Source organism: Mycolicibacterium vaccae NBRC 14118 = CIP 105934 (genome assembly GCF_001552715.1).
GTDB classification, from domain to species: Bacteria; Actinomycetota; Actinomycetes; order Mycobacteriales; family Mycobacteriaceae; genus Mycobacterium; species Mycobacterium vaccae.
Genome location: NZ_BCRS01000068.1, coordinates 1 through 16,039 on the forward strand (window position 1 = coordinate 1; position 16,039 = coordinate 16,039).

At 68.8% G+C, this 16,039-nt stretch carries 23 protein-coding genes; 19 read left to right on the forward strand and 4 right to left on the reverse strand.

From position 1 onward, the window contains the following. Positions 1 to 196 precede the first annotated feature (196 nt). The 12 genes from rplN to sppA all read left to right on the forward strand — a co-directional run bounded on the left by rplN (position 197) and on the right by sppA (position 6,707). Entirely contained in the window at positions 197 to 565 is a 369-nt protein-coding gene (rplN, locus tag MVA01S_RS14605) for a 50S ribosomal protein L14 (protein WP_003929549.1), read from the forward strand. Next, positions 566 to 886, forward strand: coding sequence for a 50S ribosomal protein L24 (rplX, locus tag MVA01S_RS14610; protein WP_003929548.1), 321 nt, complete (start codon positions 566 to 568; stop codon positions 884 to 886). It abuts the gene before it with no gap. Further along, positions 886 to 1,449, forward strand: coding sequence for a 50S ribosomal protein L5 (gene rplE, locus MVA01S_RS14615; RefSeq protein WP_003929547.1), 564 nt, complete (start codon positions 886 to 888; stop codon positions 1,447 to 1,449). The genes rplX and rplE overlap by 1 nt, the downstream gene beginning before the upstream one ends. Before the next feature lie 4 nt (positions 1,450 to 1,453). After that, positions 1,454 to 1,639 carry a type Z 30S ribosomal protein S14 gene (locus MVA01S_RS14620; RefSeq protein WP_003929546.1) on the forward strand — a complete coding sequence of 62 codons (186 nt, stop codon included), beginning with the start codon at positions 1,454 to 1,456 and terminating at the stop codon, positions 1,637 to 1,639. A gap of 94 nt (positions 1,640 to 1,733) precedes the next feature. Continuing rightward, complete coding sequence (rpsH, locus tag MVA01S_RS14625) at positions 1,734 to 2,132, forward strand: 30S ribosomal protein S8 (protein ID WP_003929545.1); 399 nt, start codon at positions 1,734 to 1,736, stop codon at positions 2,130 to 2,132. Between the two features lie 15 nt (positions 2,133 to 2,147). Further along, positions 2,148 to 2,687 carry a 50S ribosomal protein L6 gene (gene rplF, locus MVA01S_RS14630; RefSeq protein ID WP_003929544.1) on the forward strand — a complete coding sequence of 180 codons (540 nt, stop codon included), beginning with the start codon at positions 2,148 to 2,150 and terminating at the stop codon, positions 2,685 to 2,687. Positions 2,688 to 2,690: 3 nt separating this feature from the next. Continuing rightward, entirely contained in the window at positions 2,691 to 3,104 is a 414-nt protein-coding gene (gene rplR / locus MVA01S_RS14635) for a 50S ribosomal protein L18 (protein WP_003929543.1), read from the forward strand. A 34-nt stretch (positions 3,105 to 3,138) separates the two neighbouring features. Next, complete coding sequence (gene rpsE, locus MVA01S_RS14640) at positions 3,139 to 3,810, forward strand: 30S ribosomal protein S5 (protein ID WP_174538917.1); 672 nt, start codon at positions 3,139 to 3,141, stop codon at positions 3,808 to 3,810. A 2-nt stretch (positions 3,811 to 3,812) separates the two neighbouring features. After that, positions 3,813 to 3,992: a 50S ribosomal protein L30 gene (rpmD, locus tag MVA01S_RS14645; protein WP_003929541.1), complete on the forward strand. Its 180-nt coding sequence runs from the start codon at positions 3,813 to 3,815 to the stop codon at positions 3,990 to 3,992. Between the two features lie 2 nt (positions 3,993 to 3,994). Next, positions 3,995 to 4,438 (forward strand): 50S ribosomal protein L15, encoded by a 444-nt coding sequence (gene rplO / locus MVA01S_RS14650; RefSeq protein ID WP_003929540.1) that lies wholly within the window; start codon positions 3,995 to 3,997, stop codon positions 4,436 to 4,438. A gap of 118 nt (positions 4,439 to 4,556) precedes the next feature. Beyond that, complete coding sequence (locus MVA01S_RS14655; protein ID WP_003929539.1) at positions 4,557 to 4,901, forward strand: DUF732 domain-containing protein; 345 nt, start codon at positions 4,557 to 4,559, stop codon at positions 4,899 to 4,901. 30 nt (positions 4,902 to 4,931) lie between these two features. Further along, entirely contained in the window at positions 4,932 to 6,707 is a 1,776-nt protein-coding gene (sppA, locus tag MVA01S_RS14660) for a signal peptide peptidase SppA (protein WP_003929538.1), read from the forward strand. Here sppA and MVA01S_RS14665 read toward each other — a convergent pair. Then, positions 6,701 to 7,603, reverse strand: coding sequence for a class I SAM-dependent methyltransferase (locus tag MVA01S_RS14665; protein ID WP_003929537.1), 903 nt, complete (start codon positions 7,601 to 7,603; stop codon positions 6,701 to 6,703). The genes sppA and MVA01S_RS14665 overlap by 7 nt on opposite strands. A gap of 11 nt (positions 7,604 to 7,614) precedes the next feature. Then, on the reverse strand, positions 7,615 to 8,541 hold the full coding sequence (locus MVA01S_RS14670; protein WP_003929536.1) for a class I SAM-dependent methyltransferase: 927 nt from the start codon (positions 8,539 to 8,541) through the stop codon (positions 7,615 to 7,617). A 234-nt stretch (positions 8,542 to 8,775) separates the two neighbouring features. Between MVA01S_RS14670 and secY the strand changes: the two genes are divergently transcribed. From secY to MVA01S_RS14700, 6 genes are read left to right on the forward strand one after another with little or no spacing between them, the layout of a single operon-like run. After that, positions 8,776 to 10,113 carry a preprotein translocase subunit SecY gene (secY, locus tag MVA01S_RS14675; protein WP_003929535.1) on the forward strand — a complete coding sequence of 446 codons (1,338 nt, stop codon included), beginning with the start codon at positions 8,776 to 8,778 and terminating at the stop codon, positions 10,111 to 10,113. A gap of 15 nt (positions 10,114 to 10,128) precedes the next feature. Beyond that, positions 10,129 to 10,674 carry an adenylate kinase gene (locus MVA01S_RS14680; RefSeq protein ID WP_003929534.1) on the forward strand — a complete coding sequence of 182 codons (546 nt, stop codon included), beginning with the start codon at positions 10,129 to 10,131 and terminating at the stop codon, positions 10,672 to 10,674. An 8-nt stretch (positions 10,675 to 10,682) separates the two neighbouring features. Beyond that, positions 10,683 to 11,480 carry a type I methionyl aminopeptidase gene (map, locus tag MVA01S_RS14685; RefSeq protein WP_003929533.1) on the forward strand — a complete coding sequence of 266 codons (798 nt, stop codon included), beginning with the start codon at positions 10,683 to 10,685 and terminating at the stop codon, positions 11,478 to 11,480. 52 nt (positions 11,481 to 11,532) lie between these two features. After that, positions 11,533 to 12,060, forward strand: a complete 528-nt coding sequence (locus MVA01S_RS14690) for a sigma-70 family RNA polymerase sigma factor (protein WP_003929532.1) — start codon at positions 11,533 to 11,535, stop codon at positions 12,058 to 12,060. Further along, positions 12,057 to 12,686 (forward strand): anti-sigma factor family protein, encoded by a 630-nt coding sequence (locus MVA01S_RS14695; protein ID WP_003929531.1) that lies wholly within the window; start codon positions 12,057 to 12,059, stop codon positions 12,684 to 12,686. The genes MVA01S_RS14690 and MVA01S_RS14695 overlap by 4 nt, the downstream gene beginning before the upstream one ends. 30 nt (positions 12,687 to 12,716) lie before the next feature. After that, positions 12,717 to 13,214, forward strand: coding sequence for a MarR family winged helix-turn-helix transcriptional regulator (locus tag MVA01S_RS14700; protein ID WP_003929530.1), 498 nt, complete (start codon positions 12,717 to 12,719; stop codon positions 13,212 to 13,214). Positions 13,215 to 13,234: 20 nt separating this feature from the next. Here the strand turns inward: MVA01S_RS14700 and MVA01S_RS14705 are convergent, their stop codons facing one another. Together MVA01S_RS14705 and MVA01S_RS14710 are read right to left on the reverse strand one after the other, a co-directional pair. Then, the gene (locus MVA01S_RS14705) at positions 13,235 to 14,470 is read right to left on the reverse strand and encodes a GAF domain-containing sensor histidine kinase (RefSeq protein WP_003929529.1); all 1,236 of its coding nucleotides are present in this window, start codon (positions 14,468 to 14,470) and stop codon (positions 13,235 to 13,237) included. After that, positions 14,467 to 15,126, reverse strand: coding sequence for a response regulator (locus MVA01S_RS14710; RefSeq protein WP_003929528.1), 660 nt, complete (start codon positions 15,124 to 15,126; stop codon positions 14,467 to 14,469). Before MVA01S_RS14710 ends, MVA01S_RS14705 begins: the two co-directional genes overlap by 4 nt. Before the next feature lie 105 nt (positions 15,127 to 15,231). On the opposite strand from MVA01S_RS14710, the gene MVA01S_RS14715 reads away from it, so the two are divergent. Then, complete coding sequence (locus tag MVA01S_RS14715) at positions 15,232 to 15,981, forward strand: HAD family hydrolase (protein ID WP_081529012.1); 750 nt, start codon at positions 15,232 to 15,234, stop codon at positions 15,979 to 15,981. Positions 15,982 to 16,039 lie beyond the last annotated feature (58 nt).

Consider the following 16,039-nt stretch of genomic DNA (forward strand, 5'->3'; position numbering starts at 1 on the left):
CGGTCGCGGCGGGCTGAGCCCGCACGACCAGCGATTTGGCGCATCCGGCGAGCTCACCTAGTATATGGGGGTTGCCTAGGGCAGACCTCGGTTGTCTCCATGTGGAGAAGGCCCCGCGTGCTCTTAGGGAACAAAGACCGCGCACGTCAGGGTCGGTAATCCTGCGTGCACACAGTAACCAGGTCGAGGAGATCTAGTGATTCAGCAAGAATCGCGGCTCAAGGTCGCCGACAACACGGGCGCCAAGGAGATCTTGTGCATCCGCGTGCTCGGCGGTTCGGGTCGTCGATACGCCGGCATCGGCGACATCATCGTGGCGACCGTCAAGGACGCCATCCCAGGCGGCAACGTCAAGCGCGGCGATGTCGTCAAGGCCGTCATCGTGCGCACCGCCAAGGAGCGCCGTCGCGCCGACGGCAGCTACATCAAGTTCGATGAGAACGCCGCCGTCATCATCAAGAACGACAACGACCCCCGTGGTACCCGCATCTTCGGGCCCGTCGGTCGCGAACTGCGCGAGAAGCGCTTCATGAAGATCGTCTCGCTCGCCCCGGAGGTGTTGTAGATGAAGGTCCGTAAGGGCGACACCGTGCTCGTCATCTCGGGTAAGGACAAGGGTGCCAAGGGCAAGGTCCTGGTGGCCTACCCCGAGCGCAACAAGGTCCTCGTCGAGGGCGTGAACCGGATCAAGAAGCACACCCCCGAGTCGCGTACCGAGCGCGGCGCGGCCTCGGGCGGCATCGTCACGCAGGAGGCGCCGATCTCGGTGTCCAACGTGATGTTGCTCGATTCCGACGGCAAGCCGACCCGCGTCGGTTTCCGCAAGGACGACGAGACCGGCAAGAAGGTCCGCATCGCCAAGTCCAACGGCAAGGACATCGTGTAATGACCACCACTGAAAAGACCCTCCCCCGCCTGAAGCAGCGCTACCGCGAAGAGATCCGCGCAGCGCTGCAGCAGGAATTCGGCTACGCCAACGTGATGCAGATCCCGGGCGTCACCAAGGTCGTCGTGAACATGGGCGTCGGCGACGCCGCCCGTGACGCCAAGCTGATCAACGGCGCGGTCAACGACCTCACCCTGATCACCGGCCAGAAGCCCGAGATCCGCCGGGCCCGGAAGTCCATCGCGCAGTTCAAGCTTCGCGAGGGCATGCCCATCGGCGCCCGCGTCACGCTGCGCGGCGACCGCATGTGGGAGTTCCTCGACCGCCTGATCGCGATCTCGCTGCCGCGTATCCGCGACTTCCGCGGACTCTCGCCGAAGCAGTTCGACGGCACCGGCAACTACACCTTCGGGCTCAACGAGCAGTCGGTGTTCCACGAGATCGACGTGGACAGCATCGATCGCCCGCGTGGCATGGACATCACCGTCGTCACCTCGGCGACGAACGACGACGAGGGACGTGCGCTGCTGCGGGCGCTCGGCTTCCCGTTCAAGGAGAACTGAGCAGATGGCAAAGAAGGCTCTGGTCAACAAGGCCAACAAGAAGCCCAAGTTCAAGGTGCGGGGCTACACCCGTTGCAACCGCTGCGGCCGTCCGCACTCGGTGTTCCGCAAGTTCGGCCTGTGCCGGATCTGCCTGCGCGAAATGGCACATGCCGGCGAATTGCCGGGTGTGCAGAAGTCCAGCTGGTAAGCCGGCTCCAGACCGTAACTACGAAACAGGTTGCGGCAGGCCCAATCCGAGTACTGGGGATGGGAACCGCCGCGAGAAAGGTGAACCGGCTGTCATGACCATGACGGATCCGATCGCAGACTTCTTGACACGTCTGCGCAACGCCAATTCGGCGTATCACGACGAAGTGACCCTGCCGCACAGCAAGATCAAGGCCAACATCGCCGAGATCCTGAAGTCCGAGGGCTACATCAACGACTATCGCACCGAGGATGCGCGAGTGGGCAAGTCCCTCATCGTGCAGCTCAAGTACGGCCCGAGCCGTGAACGCAGCATCGCGGGCCTGCGCCGGGTGTCCAAGCCCGGTCTGCGGGTGTACGCGAAGTCCACCAACCTGCCGCGTGTTCTCGGTGGGCTCGGTGTGGCGATCATTTCCACGTCGTCCGGTCTGAGGACCGACCGCCAGGCGGCCCGTGAGGGCGTCGGCGGCGAGGTCCTCGCCTACGTGTGGTGAGGGAGGGCTAGATACATGTCTCGCATTGGAAAACAGCCGGTCCCGGTCCCCAACGGGGTCGACGTGACGATCGACGGACAGAACGTGTCCGTCAAGGGCCCCAAGGGCACGCTGACCCTCGACGTCGCCGAGCCGATCGCGGTCAGCCGCGACGACGCCGGCGCGCTGGTGGTCACCCGCCCCGACGACGAGCGGCGTAACCGTTCGTTGCACGGCCTGTCCCGCACGTTGATCGCCAACCTGGTGACCGGCGTGACCGAGGGCTACACCACCAAGATGGAGATCTTCGGCGTCGGTTACCGCGTGGTGGCCAAGGGCAGCGACCTCGAGTTCGCCCTGGGCTACAGCCACCCGGTGCTGATCACCGCCCCGGAAGGCGTGACCTTCACGGTCGAGACGCCGACGAAGTTCTCGATCTCCGGTATCGACAAGCAGAAGGTCGGCCAGATCGCGGCGAACATCCGCCGCCTCCGTAAGAGCGATCCCTACAAGGGCAAGGGAATCCGCTACGAGGGCGAGCAGATCCGTCGCAAGGTCGGAAAGACGGGTAAGTAGTAGATGGCTGCCAACACCAAAACCAAAGAGGCCGCGGGTCACACCCCGGTCGGCAAGAACATCTCCGAGACGCGGCGCACGTCGCGGCTGCGCCGGCACGCGCGTCTGCGCAAGAAGGTGTCCGGCACCGCCGAGCGTCCGCGCCTGGTGGTCAACCGGTCCTCCCGGCACATCCACGTGCAGCTGGTCGACGATCTCGCGGGCGTCACGCTGGCCGCGGCATCCTCGATCGAGGCCGACGTGCGGGCGCTCGACGGCGACAAGAAGGCCGCGAGCGGCCGTGTCGGTCAGCTGATCGCCGAGCGCGCCAAGGCCGCGGGTATCGACGAGGTCGTGTTCGACCGCGGTGGGTACACGTACGGCGGACGGATCGCGGCGCTGGCCGACGCCGCCCGCGAAAGCGGGTTGAAGTTCTGATGTACGGGCTGACCAGTAACGGAAGGAATGCATGATGGCCGAGCAGGCTGTAGGAGCCGGCGGGCCGTCGAGCGACGGCCGCGACGGTGGCAGGGGCGACCGCGGTGGCCGTGGGCGCCGGGACGATCGTGGCGGCCGCGGCCGTGACGACCGCGAGAAGAGCAATTACCTGGAGCGCGTGGTCACGATCAACCGTGTCTCCAAGGTGGTCAAGGGTGGTCGTCGGTTCAGCTTCACCGCGCTGGTGATCGTCGGCGACGGCAAGGGCATGGTCGGTGTCGGCTACGGCAAGGCCAAAGAGGTCCCCGCCGCCATCGCCAAGGGTGTCGAAGAGGCGCGCAAGAACTTCTTCCGGGTTCCGCTGATCGGCGGCACCGTGACCCACCCCGTCCAGGGTGAGGCCGCGGCCGGTGTGGTCATGCTGCGTCCGGCCAGCCCCGGTACCGGTGTCATCGCCGGCGGCGCCTGCCGCGCCGTGCTGGAGTGCGCCGGGGTGCACGACGTCCTGGCCAAGTCGTTGGGCAGCGACAACGCGATCAACGTGGTGCACGCCACGGTCGCCGCGCTGAAGCTGCTCCAGCGTCCCGAAGAGGTCGCGGCCCGCCGCGGCCTGCCCATCGAGGATGTAGCGCCCGCAGGCATGCTCCGGGCCCGCCGCGAGGCGGAGGCTCTGGCTGCCACGGCCGCGCGTGAGGGAACGGCGTAATCATGGCAGAGCTCAAGATCACCCAGGTGCGCAGCACCATCGGTGCGCGCTGGAAGCAGCGGGAGTCCCTGCGGACGCTCGGACTGCGCAAGATCCGCCAGTCCGTGGTCCGTGAGGACAACGCCCAGACGCGTGGACTCATCAAGACCGTGCACCACCTCGTCACGGTCGAGGAGGTTTAACCATGGCTCCGATCAAGCTTCACGATCTGCGCCCGGCACCCGGCGAGAAGAAGGCCAAGACCCGCGTCGGTCGCGGCGAGGGCTCCAAGGGTAAGACCGCCGGTCGCGGTACCAAGGGCACCAAGGCCCGCAAGAACGTCCCGGTGACGTTCGAGGGCGGCCAGATGCCGATCCACATGCGGCTGCCGAAGCTCAAGGGCTTCCGCAACCGGTTCCGCACCGAGTACGCCCCGGTCAACGTCGGCGACATCGCCAAGGCGTTCCCCGAGGGCGGCACGGTCGGTGTCGAGCAGCTCGTGGCCAAGGGTCTGGTTCGCAAGAACGTCTTGGTCAAGGTGCTCGGCGACGGCAAGCTGACCGCGAAGGTCGAAGTGACCGCGCACAAGTTCAGCGGCAGCGCCCGGGAGGCGATCACCGCCGCCGGTGGCACCGTCACCGAACTGTAGAGACAACGCATCACCAGAAACCCCCGCCACGGCGGGGGTTTCTGCGTTGGCGCTCGTAACGACACGCGTCGATAACTCGAATTACACTGCGTCGGGGAACACAGCTGAGGAGCACGTCATGAATCGCCACCGCCGAACCGTCGTTGCGGCACTGGCCGCCGCCGGTCTCGTCATGTTCGGCGGCGCGACCGCGCACGCCCAGCCGCAGGACCAGAAGTTCACGGATGCGGTGACCTCCATGGGGATCCCGCTCGGCGCCAGTGACGACGCACCCACCGTGGGCAAGCGCATCTGCGAGATGCTCACCACGGGGCTGGCCGGCAGCCCCAACCCGGTCCCGGTGGTGCGCGGTGTGGTCAACACGCTGGCAGGCAACGGACTCAGCAAGGACCAGGCCGTCGGCCTGACGCGGGCGGCGGTGGCCGTGTACTGCCCGCAGTACACCCGGTACTTCGGGCGCTGACCGCCGGTTCGGCGTCGGTACGCTCGAACCATGTTCTCTCTGCTGTCCGGGTTGCCCGGGTTCGACGATGTTCGTGACTTCGCCCGCAAGGTGGACACCGCCCGCCATCAGGGCGTGCCCGACGGGTGCATCCTCGAGCTCGATCTGCAGGCCGCGCCGGCGGAGTCCGCGGGCTTCGACCCGATGGCGCTGATCAACGGCGCCGGGAAACCACTGCTGCTGCGCGAGGCCGTCGCGGCGATCCACCGGGCCGCCGACGACCCCCGGGTCGCCGGGCTCATCGCCCGCATCCAGATCGACGCCGCCCCACCGGGACCCGTGCAGGAGTTGCGTGACGCCGTCGTCGCGTTCACCGAGAAGAAGCCCTCGCTCGCCTGGGCCGAGACCTACCCGGGGACGCTGTCCTACTACCTGGCCTCGGCCTTTCGCGAGGTGTGGATGCAGCCGTCGGGGACGGTCGGGCTGGTCGGTTTCGCGACCAGCGCGCTGTTCCTCCGGGACGCCCTCGACAAGCTCGGCGTGGAGGCGCAGTTCGTCGCACGCGGTGAATACAAATCGGCGGCAAACCTTTTCACCCAGGATCGCTACACCGAGGCGCACCGCGAAGCCGACACCGCGCTGGTCGACGGCCTGCGCACGCAGGTGTGGGACGCGGTGAGCGCCTCGCGCGGGGTGGACCGCGCGGCGCTGGACGCGCTGGCCGACCGCGCGCCGCTGCTGCGTGACGACGCCGTGGCCGCGGGCCTGGTGGACCGCATCGGCTTCCGGGACGAGGTCTACGGACGCATCGCGGAAATGGCCGGGGCAGAGGGTATTTCGGCGGAGACCGGGGACGCCGACGGCGACGACGCCCCGCCGCGGCTGTACCTGGCGCGCTACGCACGCGCCAAGAAGCCGGCGGTACCGGGCCTCAAGAGCCATCCGAAGGTCGCGGTCGTGACCGTCGCCGGCCCGATCGTCAGCGGTCGGGGCGGACGGCAGATGTCGCCGATGGGCAGCTCCAGCTCCGGTGGCGACACCATCGCCGCCGCGCTGCGCCAGGCCGCCGCTGACGACGACGTCGCCGCGGTCGTGCTGCGCGTGGACAGTCCCGGCGGCTCGGTCACCGGCTCGGAGACCATCTGGCGCGAGGTCGTGCGGACCCGGGAGCGGGGTAAGCCGGTCGTCGCGTCGATGGGTGCGGTCGCCGCCTCCGGCGGCTACTACGTGTCGATGGCCGCCGACGCCATCGTCGCCAACCCGGGCACCATCACCGGCTCGATCGGGGTCGTCACGGGCAAGTTCGTCGCCCGCGAGCTCAAGGACCGCCTCGGGGTCGGGTCGGACACGGTGCGCACCAACGCCAACGCCGACGCCTGGTCGATCAACGCGCCGTTCACCGACGAGCAGCAGGCACACGTCGAGGCCGAGGCCGACCTGTTCTACACCGACTTCATCCGGCGGGTCGCCGACGGCCGCGGCATGAGCGTCGAGGACGTCGACGGTGTCGCGCGCGGCCGGGTGTGGACGGGCGCAGACGCGCTCGAACGCGGTCTGGTCGACGAACTCGGCGGACTGCGCACCGCGATCCGGCGGGCCAAGAAGCTGGCCGGCATCGACGAGGACACCAAGGTGCGGATCGAGAACCTGCCCGGCTCGTCGCTGCGTGACGTGCTGCGGCCCAAGCCGTCCTCGCAGCCGGCGGCAGCGTCTCTGCAGGACGCGGTCGGCGCGCTGGCCTTCCGGTCGGTGCTCGGTGTCGTCGACCAGACGCAGCGGTCGCTGTCCGGTGTGAACGTGCTGTGGATGGGGGAGACGCGCTACTGAGGCAGGCGCGCCGTCAGGTAGCCGGAGTCGCCGATCATCGACACCAGGTGGTCGGGCAGCGGTCCGAAGCCCTGCCGCTGGTAGGCGTCACTGCTGGACAGCACCGAGGTCTGCCAGCCCAGCGAATTCAGGTGGTCGGCGGCCGAGGTGCGGGGCCCGTTGTAGAACAGCTCGCTGACGTCGACGTCGCTGCCGTGCCTGCGCGCCCGCGCCGCCATCTGCTTGGCCCAGTCGCCGGTGAGCGCCTTGGCATCCATGTGCTCGGTGGCCAGCCGGCTGCCCGCAGCGCTCAGCGCGGTGATGTGCTCCAGCAGGCGGTCCTGGGCGTCCGGGGGCAGATAGATCAGCAGGCCCTCGGCGATCCACGCCGTCGGCTGGTCCGGATCGAACCCGGCGGCGCGCAGCGCGGCGGGCCAGTCGTCGCGCAGGTCCACCGCGACGGTCCTGCGCTCGGCGGCCGGCGTCACCCCGGCCTCGGCCAGCACCGTGGTCTTGAACTCGATGACCGCCGGCTGGTCGATCTCGTAGACCACGGTGCCTGCGGGCCAGTCCAGCCGGTAGGCACGAGTGTCGAGGCCGGAGGCCAGGATCACCACCTGCCGGATCCCGTCGGCGGCGGCCTCGGTGAAGAAGTCGTCGAAGAAGCGGGTGCGGACCGTGATCTGCTCCAGCATCTGGCGGGCGCCGAACAGCGGGTCGTCGTCGAAGTCGATCTCCCCGCGGGCCACCCGGATGAAGTGCGGCAACCCGACCGCCTCGACCAGCAGGTCGGCATACGGGTCGTGCAGCAGCGGGTCGGGTCCGCGGCTGGCGAACGCGCGGTTGGCCGCCACCGACGTCGCGGTGGCCCCGACACTGGAGGCCAGGTCCCAGGTGTCGCCCTCGGTGCGTGCCATGTCCGGCCCTCCTATCGGATCGCGCTGACGTAGCGCACGTCGCCGAAGCGCTCGTCGGGGTTCAGCGGCGCCATCCCGTACCGGACCAGCAGGTCGTTGGTCGGGGTCGCGTCCACGGTCCAGCCCCGGCTGCGCAGGTACTCGTCGACCTCCGCCCGCTCCCCGGTGAACACCAGCTCGCTGAAATCGAGGTCGAAGCCGTGTTCGCGCCAGCGGTCGGTCGACGCCGACATCCGCCGGCGCAGCTCCTCGTCGTCGAGGTCCTGAACGGCCGGGACGGCCTCGGCGGCCAGCCGGCTGCCCGCCGGGCTGAGCTCGGTGATGGTGTCGAGCAGCCGGTCCTGCGCGTCCGGCGGCAGATAGCCGAGCAGCCCCTCGGCGATCCACGCCGTCGGCGCGGCCGGGTCGAAGCCCGCAGCGGTGAGCGCGGCGGGCCAGTCGTCGCGCAGGTCGACGGCCACCGCGGTCAGTGCGACCGCAGGTCGCACCCCGAGGCCGGCCAGTGTCCTGGTCTTGAACTCGAGGACCTCGGGCTGATCGATCTCGAACAGCGTCATGTCCTCGGGCCAGCTCAGCCGGTAGGCGCGGGCGTCCAGGCCGGAGGCCAGGATGACGCCCTGCCGGACACCGGCCGCGACCGCGGAGGCGAAGAAGTCGTCGAAGAACCGGGTGCGTGCGGCCATACCGTCGGCGAACCGGCTCATGCCGACCGGCGTCTCGCCGCCGTCGCGGGCGTCCAGATCGGCGGGGGTCAGCTCGCCGGAGGCCAGCTTGGTGAAGAAGTCGACGCCCACCGCGCGGACCAGCGGCTCGGCGTACTGGTCGTTGATCACGGGCTGCTCGGCGCGGGTGGCCACCGCACGCGCGGCGGCGACCATCGTGGCGGTGGCACCCACGCTGGAGGCGAGGTCCCAGGTGTCGTTGTCGGTACGTGGCATCGAGTCCCCAAAGATGATTAGGCAGGTTAATTACTGTTTTCGACTGTACGCTGCATCGGAGCGACGGATGCGGGCCAACCGGCTGGCAACTGTTAGTCTCGTAGACTGTTTGAACGCGTGACTTGCGCAGGCTGTTTTGCCTGCTCGTGCCGTCGCGCACACGCCTTAACCACGACGCTGGTCACGCCAGCCACATGAGCACGCCGCGATCGACCGGCTGTGCAGGAGGAAAGAGTGCTCTCGGCTTTCATCTCATCACTGCGGACAGTCGATCTAAGGCGAAAGATCCTGTTCACGCTCGGCATCGTGATCCTGTACCGGGTCGGTGCCCAGATCCCGTCTCCCGGCGTCGACTACCCGAACGTGCAGCAGTGCATCGCGCAGGTCAGCGGCGGCGAGTCCGGACAGATCTACTCACTGATCAACCTGTTCTCCGGTGGCGCTCTGTTGCAGCTGTCGGTGTTCGCGGTGGGCATCATGCCCTACATCACCGCGAGCATCATCGTGCAGCTGCTCGGCGTGGTTATCCCGCGCTTCGAGCAGTTACGCAAGGAGGGCCAGGCGGGTCAGACCAAACTCACGCAGTACACCCGCTACCTGGCGATCGCGCTGGCGATCCTGCAGTCCACCAGCATCGTGGCGCTCGCCGCCAACGGCGGGCTGCTGCAGGGCTGCTCGCTAGACATCATCCAGGGCCAGAGCGAGGGCCTGAACATCGGCACCCTGGCCGTCATCGTGATCGTGATGACCGCAGGCGCGGCGCTGGTCATGTGGATGGGCGAGCTGGTCACCGAGCGCGGCGTCGGCAACGGCATGTCGCTGATCATCTTCGCCAGCATCGCGGCGTCGATCCCCGGCGAGGGCAAGAACATCCTGGACAGCCGTGGCGGCATGGTGTTCACGCTGGTGTGTGTCGCGGCCGTGGCCATCGTCGTCGGCGTGGTGTTCGTCGAGCAGGGCCAGCGCCGCATCCCGGTGCAGTACGCCAAGCGCATGGTCGGCCGCAAGATGTACGGCGGCACGTCGACCTACCTGCCGCTCAAGGTCAACCAGGCCGGCGTCATCCCGGTGATCTTCGCGTCGTCGCTGATCTACATCCCGCACCTGATCACCCAGCTGATCACCAGCGCCAGCGACACCCCGAACACGGGGTGGTGGCAGACCTTCGTCGCCGAGTACCTGACCGATCCGAGCAGCCCGGTCTACATCGCCATCTACTTCGGTCTGATCGTGTTCTTCACGTACTTCTACGTCTCGATCACGTTCAACCCCGAGGAACGCGCCGACGAGATGAAGAAGTACGGCGGCTTCATCCCCGGCATCCGGCCGGGCAAGCCGACCGCCGACTATCTGCGGTTCGTGCTGTCGCGCATCACGTTGCCCGGCTCGGTCTACCTGGGCATCATCGCCGTGCTGCCGAACCTGTTCCTGGAGATCGGCAACACCGGCTCGGTGCAGAACCTGCCGTTCGGCGGTACCGCCGTGCTGATCGCGGTGGGCGTCGCACTGGACACCGTCAAGCAAATCGAAAGCCAGCTCATGCAGCGCAATTACGAAGGCTTTTTGAAGTGAGAGAGGGTTCTTAAGTTGAGAATCGTGTTGTTGGGACCGCCCGGCGCGGGCAAGGGAACCCAGGCCGTGAAGCTGGCCGAGAAGCTCGGCGTCCCGCACATCTCCACGGGGGACCTCTTCCGCTACAACATCAGCAACGGCACCGAGCTCGGGGTGGAGGCCAAGAAGTACCTCGACGCCGGTGACCTGGTGCCGGCCACTCTCACCAACGCCCTGGTCGACGACCGGCTGGATGACGAGGACGCCAAGCAGGGGTTCATCCTCGACGGGTTCCCGCGCTCGGTGGAGCAGGCCAAGGCCCTCGACGAGATGCTCACCCGGCGCGACCTGTCGCTGGACGCCGTGGTCGAGTTCCGGGTCCCCGAGGAGGAGCTGGTGTCCCGGCTCAAGGGCCGCGGCCGCGCCGACGACACCGAAGACGTCATCCGCAACCGGTTCAAGGTCTACCGCGACGAGACCGCCCCGCTGCTGGACTACTACGCCTCGAACCTCAAGACCGTCGACGCGGTCGGTGAGCTCGACGAGGTGTTCGAGCGGGCGCTCACCGCGCTCGGTCGCTGACGTCGGCCATGGTCTCGATTCCCGGCCTCCGCAGCCGCAAGGTGGTTCCCCAGCGCACCGCCGGTGAACTCGACGCGATGGCGGCCGCAGGTGCGCTGGTGGCCGCCGCACTGCGCGCGGTGCGCGACGCGGCGGCGCCCGGTGTGTCCACCCTGGAACTCGACTCCGTCGCCGAATCGGTGATCCGCGACGGCGGCGGCGTCCCGTCCTTCCTCGGCTACCACGGCTTCCCGGCGTCCATCTGCGCGTCGGTGAACGACCGCGTCGTGCACGGCATCCCGACCGAGGCCGAGAAGCTGGCCGCCGGCGACCTGGTGTCGATCGACTGCGGGGCGATCCTCGACGGCTGGCACGGCGACTCGGCGTTCACGTTCGGCGTCGGTCAGGTCATCCCCGCCGACGAGGCGCTGTCGGCCGCGACGCGGGAATCGATGGAGGCCGGCATCGCCGCGATGGTGCCCGGCAACCGGTTGACCGACGTCTCACACGCCATCGAACAGGGCACCAAAGCCGCCGAGCAGCGCCACGGCCGCAAGTTCGGCATCGTCGCCGGTTACGGCGGGCACGCCATCGGCCGCGAGATGCACATGGACCCCTTCCTGCCGAACGAGGGCGCCCCCGGTCGCGGCCCGCATCTGGCCCCCGGGTCGGTGCTGGCCATCGAGCCGATGCTCACCCTCGGGACGCGCAAGACGATCGTTCTCGAGGACGGCTGGACCGTGGTCACCGCCGACGGCTCCCGCGCGGCACACTGGGAGCACACTGTCGCGGTCACCGACGACGGACCGAGGATCCTGACCGCCTGACTCCGGGCTGAACCGATCGTCCGCCGCCGTCGTGTCCTGGACGGAGGGCGGGATGGACGATCCGGATGCGGCGATGATGCGGGCGCTCTACGACGAGCACGCCGCGGCGCTGTGGCGCTACGCGCTACGGCTGACCGGCGACCGGGCCAGGGCCGAGGACGTCGTTCAGGAGACCCTGCTGCGGGCCTGGCGACACCCCGAGGTCACCGCCGACGCGGACCGGTCCGCGCGAGCCTGGCTGTTCACCGTCGCGCGCAACATGATCATCGACGAACATCGCAGCGCCCGGTCCCGTCACGAAACCGGCGTGGCCGACACCGAGGACGTCGCCCACGCGAACCCGAGGCGGGCCACACCCGACGAGACCGACACGACGGTGAACAGGATGCTGTTGAGCACCGCGTTGGGCCGGTTGTCCGACGAGCACCGGGCCGTCGTGCGACGCGCCTACTACCAGGGCTGGACCACCGGACAGATCGCGGCCGACCTGCACATCCCGGAAGGGACCGTGAAGTCCCGGCTGCATTACGCAGTCCGCGCGCTGCGGCTCGGACTGCAGGAGATGGGGGTGACGCGATGATCCTCGACCGCTACCTGACCTGGGACGCCGCGTACGTGCTCGGCGCGCTGGCTGACGACGACCGCACCGAATACGAGGACCATCTGGTGGGCTGCGCCCGGTGCCGATCCGCCGTGGCCGAACTGAGCGACATGCCCGCGCTGCTGGCAGTGCTCGAGGCCGACGACGTCGACGCGCTGGACCGCGCCCGCGCACGGCGCCGCCGCACCCGGTGGTTGGCCACCGTCGCGGTCGGGGTGGCCGCCGCGGTGCTGGCCGTGGCCCTGGTGCTGGTGGTCACGATCCGGCCCGAGCCCGGCCAGTCCGTCGCGCAGATGCAGGAGATGGCGAAGGTCTCCGACACCCCGATCAACGCCAGTATCGCGATGTCGGGATTCGGGTGGGGCACCCGCATCGACATGGCCTGCTCGTACGGGGACTGGGGCGTTCACGATGCGCCGCCGCAGAACCTCGGCATGGTGGTGATCGGTCACGACGGCAGCCGCAGCGAGATCGCCACCTGGCTGGGGTTGTCCGGGGCCACCGCGCTGCCCAGCGGCACCACCCCGATGTCGCCGGCTGAAATAGCTGCCGTCCAACTTGTTTCGTCGCCCGACGGGAAGGTGCTGCTGGAACGGCGGCTGTGAACCGGGCCGGGCCATACGGTATGAAGAGGCGTGGCATCCGAACGGCGCGACCCGATCGCCACCGCACGCGCGAACTGGGAACGCTCCGGGTGGGGTGACGTCGCCGACGGCATGGTCGCGGTGACCTCGGTGATGCGGGCCCACCAGATCCTGCTGGCCCGGGTGGAGACCGCGTTGCGGCCCTACGATCTGAGCTTCTCTCGGTACGAACTGTTGCGCCTGCTGGCCTTCAGCCGCACCGGCTCACTGCCGATCACGAAAGCCTCCGACCGGTTGCAGGTGCACGTCACCAGCGTCACGCACGCGATCCGGCGGTTGGAGGCGGACGGGCTGGTGGAACGGCTGCCGCACCCCACAGACGGCCGCACCACGCTGGTGCGGATCACCGACCTGGGCCGCTCCACGGTCGAGGACGCGACGGTCACGCTGAACAAGGACGTCTTCGGCGACATCGGAATCTCACCCGAACAGTCACGCGCGCTGGCGGATTCGATTCAGACGCTGCGCCGCAGTGCGGGCGACTTCTGAGCCCCGCTCGGGGTGCCCGCTCATGAGTCGCCGGTGTCGTCGGAGCGGTGCCGGACCGGGTTCAGCGGAATCGTCGCGGTCACCGTCGTGCCGGATCCGGGGCGGGAACGGATGTTGAGCCGGCCGCCGACGATCTCGGCACGTTCGGCCATCGACAACAGCCCGTAGCCGCCCATCTCGTCGCTGCCCAACGGGTGCTCGAAGGTGTCGAAACCGACCCCGTCGTCGGCGATCTCGAGCCGGGCCTGGGTGTCGTCGACCCGGAAGACCAGACGTGCCGAGGTGGCGCCCGCGTGCTTGACGACGTTCTGCAGGCATTCCTGCGCGATGCGGTAGAGCGCCAGCTCGATGTGGTCGGGAAGCCGGGAGTCGGCGAGGTCGCTGCCGATCTCCACGTCGATCGGGATCTGCGGGATCGACCGGGCCAGGCTGGCCAGGCCGCCGGGCAGCCCCAGGTCGTCGAGCACCGGGGGCCGCAGCCCGCTGATCGCGGCGCGCGCCTCCTGCAGCGTCAGCCCGGCCAGCTCCCGCGCCCGGTCCAGCTGCTCGTGGAGGGCGTCGCGGTCGTCCGGGGACTTCGCGGCCTGGGCGGCCGCGTCCAGCCGGAAGGACAGCGTGACCAGTCGCTGCGAGATGCCGTCGTGGATGTCGCCGGCCAACCGGCGGCGTTCCAGCTCCTGGGCTTCGATCACCTGCTCGACGAAGTTCTCGTGCGCGCGTTCCCGGGCGACCAGCTGCCGGTGCAGGCGCGCCTGGTGCATCGCGCCCGCGATCAGGCGGCCGATCACCAGCAGCAGTTCGACGTCGCGGTCACCGAAGTCGCGTTCGGCCACCGTGTGCACGTTGAGCACCCCGACGAGCCCGCCGGGATCGGTCTCCATCGGCACCGACACCATCGAGGTGAAGTCGCGTCCGCGCAGCGAACGGAACGGCAGGTAGCGCGGGTCGGACTCCTTGTCCCTCCTGATCACCACCGGTTCCCGGTGACCGGCCACCCAACCCGAAATGCCCTGCCCCAGTGGAAGTCTGATCTTGCCGACCTCCGAATCGAACGGCGGGGTGGCGCCGGTCAACGTCAGCGAACGGTCGCTGTCGTCGAGCACGTGCACGAAGCACACGTCCGAACCCGTGGCCGCGGTGATCATCCGGGCCGCCGCGGCGGCCAGTGGTTCGACCCCGGGACCGCTGGAGGCCGCCTGGATCAGTTCGCGCAGCAGTGCCAGCTCGCGGTCGGCGGTCAGCACCGGGCGGGTCACTGGTAGATGCCTTCCCGCAGCGCGGTGGCCACCGCGCCGGTGCGGTCGCCGACACCGAGCTTGCGGTAGATCGAGCTCAGGTGGGTCTTGACGGTCTCGTCGCCGATGATCAGCTTGGTGGCGATGGCGCGGTTGGACAGGCCGTTGACCACCAGCGCAAGAATCTCGCTCTCCCGCTGGGTCAGGCCGCGGCGCGCTCCCGGCCAGAACTCGTCGCGCTGCATCCGGGCCGCGGTGTCGGCGGCCCGGGCCGCCATGCTCGGGTCGATCGCGGTCTGGCCGCCGTGCACGGACTCCAGCTGCCGGACCAGTTCCTCGCTGCTGATGCTCTTGAGCAGATATCCCGACGCGCCCACCCGCAACGCCTGGAACAGGTACTGCTCGTCGTCGTAGACCGACAGCATCACCACCCGGCGACCGGGATCGCGTTCGCGCAGCTGCTGGCACACGTCCAGCCCGCTGGAACCCTGCATGCGCACATCGCAGAGCACGATGTCGGGGTCGAGGTCGGCGACGACCTGCATCACGTGGTCCGCGCCGACCGCCTGACCGACCACCACCACCCGGCTGGTGAACGCCGCGAGCATCGCCTTGAGGCCCTCGATGACCATCTCGTGGTCGTCGACCAGCACGATTCGCACCGGATCGGCACCCATAGCGCTCACCTTAGAGCGGCGGCGCCCGCTCTCCCCCCAACTTGGCCCGGCGAATCCCCCGAACGGGGGAGGTGGCCGGGGTGTGACGTGGGCCACTATGCGTTCGTGCAAGCTACAGAGCAGAGAGCATGGCGGGCCGGCCGATTCTGGTGGGACTGGCCGTCCCCGTCGTCGATCAGGCAACTGCGTGCGGTGGTCTTCGATCTGGACGCGCTCGCCGAGCTCCAGCAGGCCGGTCACCGGCCGGCGTTCAACACGGCTTTCGCCGAGCTGGGCCTGGACATCGAGTGGTCGCCGGCCCGTTACCGGCAACTGCTGGTGCTGCCCGACGAACGCCGCCGGGTCTCGGCCGAACTGCGTAAGCGGGGGATCAGCAGCGAGTGCGACGTGCTCGCCGAGCTGCTGGTCGACGAGATCTGCGCGACCAAGGCGATGATCCTCGACGAGACGGTGCTCGACGCCGACCTCAGCGCGCGGCCCGGGATGGCCGAGCTGATCGCTGAGGCGTACGGCGCGGGCATCGCGGTCGGGCTGATCAGCATTACCGGCCACACCTGGGTGGAACCACTGGTGCGCCAGCTCGTCGGCGACGGGGTCGTGACCACGATCGTGACCGCAGGCGACGCGCCGCGGGGCGCGCTCTACTCCACCGCGCTGGCCGACCTCGGCGCGCCGGCACCGGACTCACTTGTGTTCGCGGGGTCGCGAGAGAGTCAGCGGGCCGCCGAGGCCAGCGGACTGGCGACGGTGCTGGTCGACGGCGACGACGCGGTGGGCGTGCCGTTGTGCATGGCCGACTGCCAGCGCGTGCACGACGCGTGGCACGACACCCACATGAAGCCGACCGCGGCGTAGTCCACCGCGGTCCACCGCGCTCGACCGCGCTCGACCGCGCTCGAATCTGAACTTATCG

Coding starts and splice junctions, on each gene's coding strand:
- sppA (WP_003929538.1), top strand. CDS start 4,932: ATGTTCTCTCTGCTGTCCGGGTTGCCCGGGTTCGACGATGTTCGTGAC.
- rpsH (WP_003929545.1), top strand. CDS start 1,734: ATGACCATGACGGATCCGATCGCAGACTTCTTGACACGTCTGCGCAAC.
- MVA01S_RS14695 (WP_003929531.1), top strand. CDS start 12,057: ATGATCCTCGACCGCTACCTGACCTGGGACGCCGCGTACGTGCTCGGC.
- rplO (WP_003929540.1), top strand. CDS start 3,995: ATGGCTCCGATCAAGCTTCACGATCTGCGCCCGGCACCCGGCGAGAAG.
- MVA01S_RS14665 (WP_003929537.1), bottom strand. CDS start 7,603: ATGGCACGCACCGAGGGCGACACCTGGGACCTGGCCTCCAGTGTCGGG.
- MVA01S_RS14710 (WP_003929528.1), bottom strand. CDS start 15,126: ATGGGTGCCGATCCGGTGCGAATCGTGCTGGTCGACGACCACGAGATG.
- rplX (WP_003929548.1), top strand. CDS start 566: ATGAAGGTCCGTAAGGGCGACACCGTGCTCGTCATCTCGGGTAAGGAC.
- MVA01S_RS14670 (WP_003929536.1), bottom strand. CDS start 8,541: ATGCCACGTACCGACAACGACACCTGGGACCTCGCCTCCAGCGTGGGT.
- map (WP_003929533.1), top strand. CDS start 10,683: ATGGTCTCGATTCCCGGCCTCCGCAGCCGCAAGGTGGTTCCCCAGCGC.
- rplF (WP_003929544.1), top strand. CDS start 2,148: ATGTCTCGCATTGGAAAACAGCCGGTCCCGGTCCCCAACGGGGTCGAC.
- rplR (WP_003929543.1), top strand. CDS start 2,691: ATGGCTGCCAACACCAAAACCAAAGAGGCCGCGGGTCACACCCCGGTC.
- rplE (WP_003929547.1), top strand. CDS start 886: ATGACCACCACTGAAAAGACCCTCCCCCGCCTGAAGCAGCGCTACCGC.
- MVA01S_RS14690 (WP_003929532.1), top strand. CDS start 11,533: ATGGACGATCCGGATGCGGCGATGATGCGGGCGCTCTACGACGAGCAC.
- rpsE (WP_174538917.1), top strand. CDS start 3,139: ATGGCCGAGCAGGCTGTAGGAGCCGGCGGGCCGTCGAGCGACGGCCGC.
- rpmD (WP_003929541.1), top strand. CDS start 3,813: ATGGCAGAGCTCAAGATCACCCAGGTGCGCAGCACCATCGGTGCGCGC.
- MVA01S_RS14620 (WP_003929546.1), top strand. CDS start 1,454: ATGGCAAAGAAGGCTCTGGTCAACAAGGCCAACAAGAAGCCCAAGTTC.
- MVA01S_RS14655 (WP_003929539.1), top strand. CDS start 4,557: ATGAATCGCCACCGCCGAACCGTCGTTGCGGCACTGGCCGCCGCCGGT.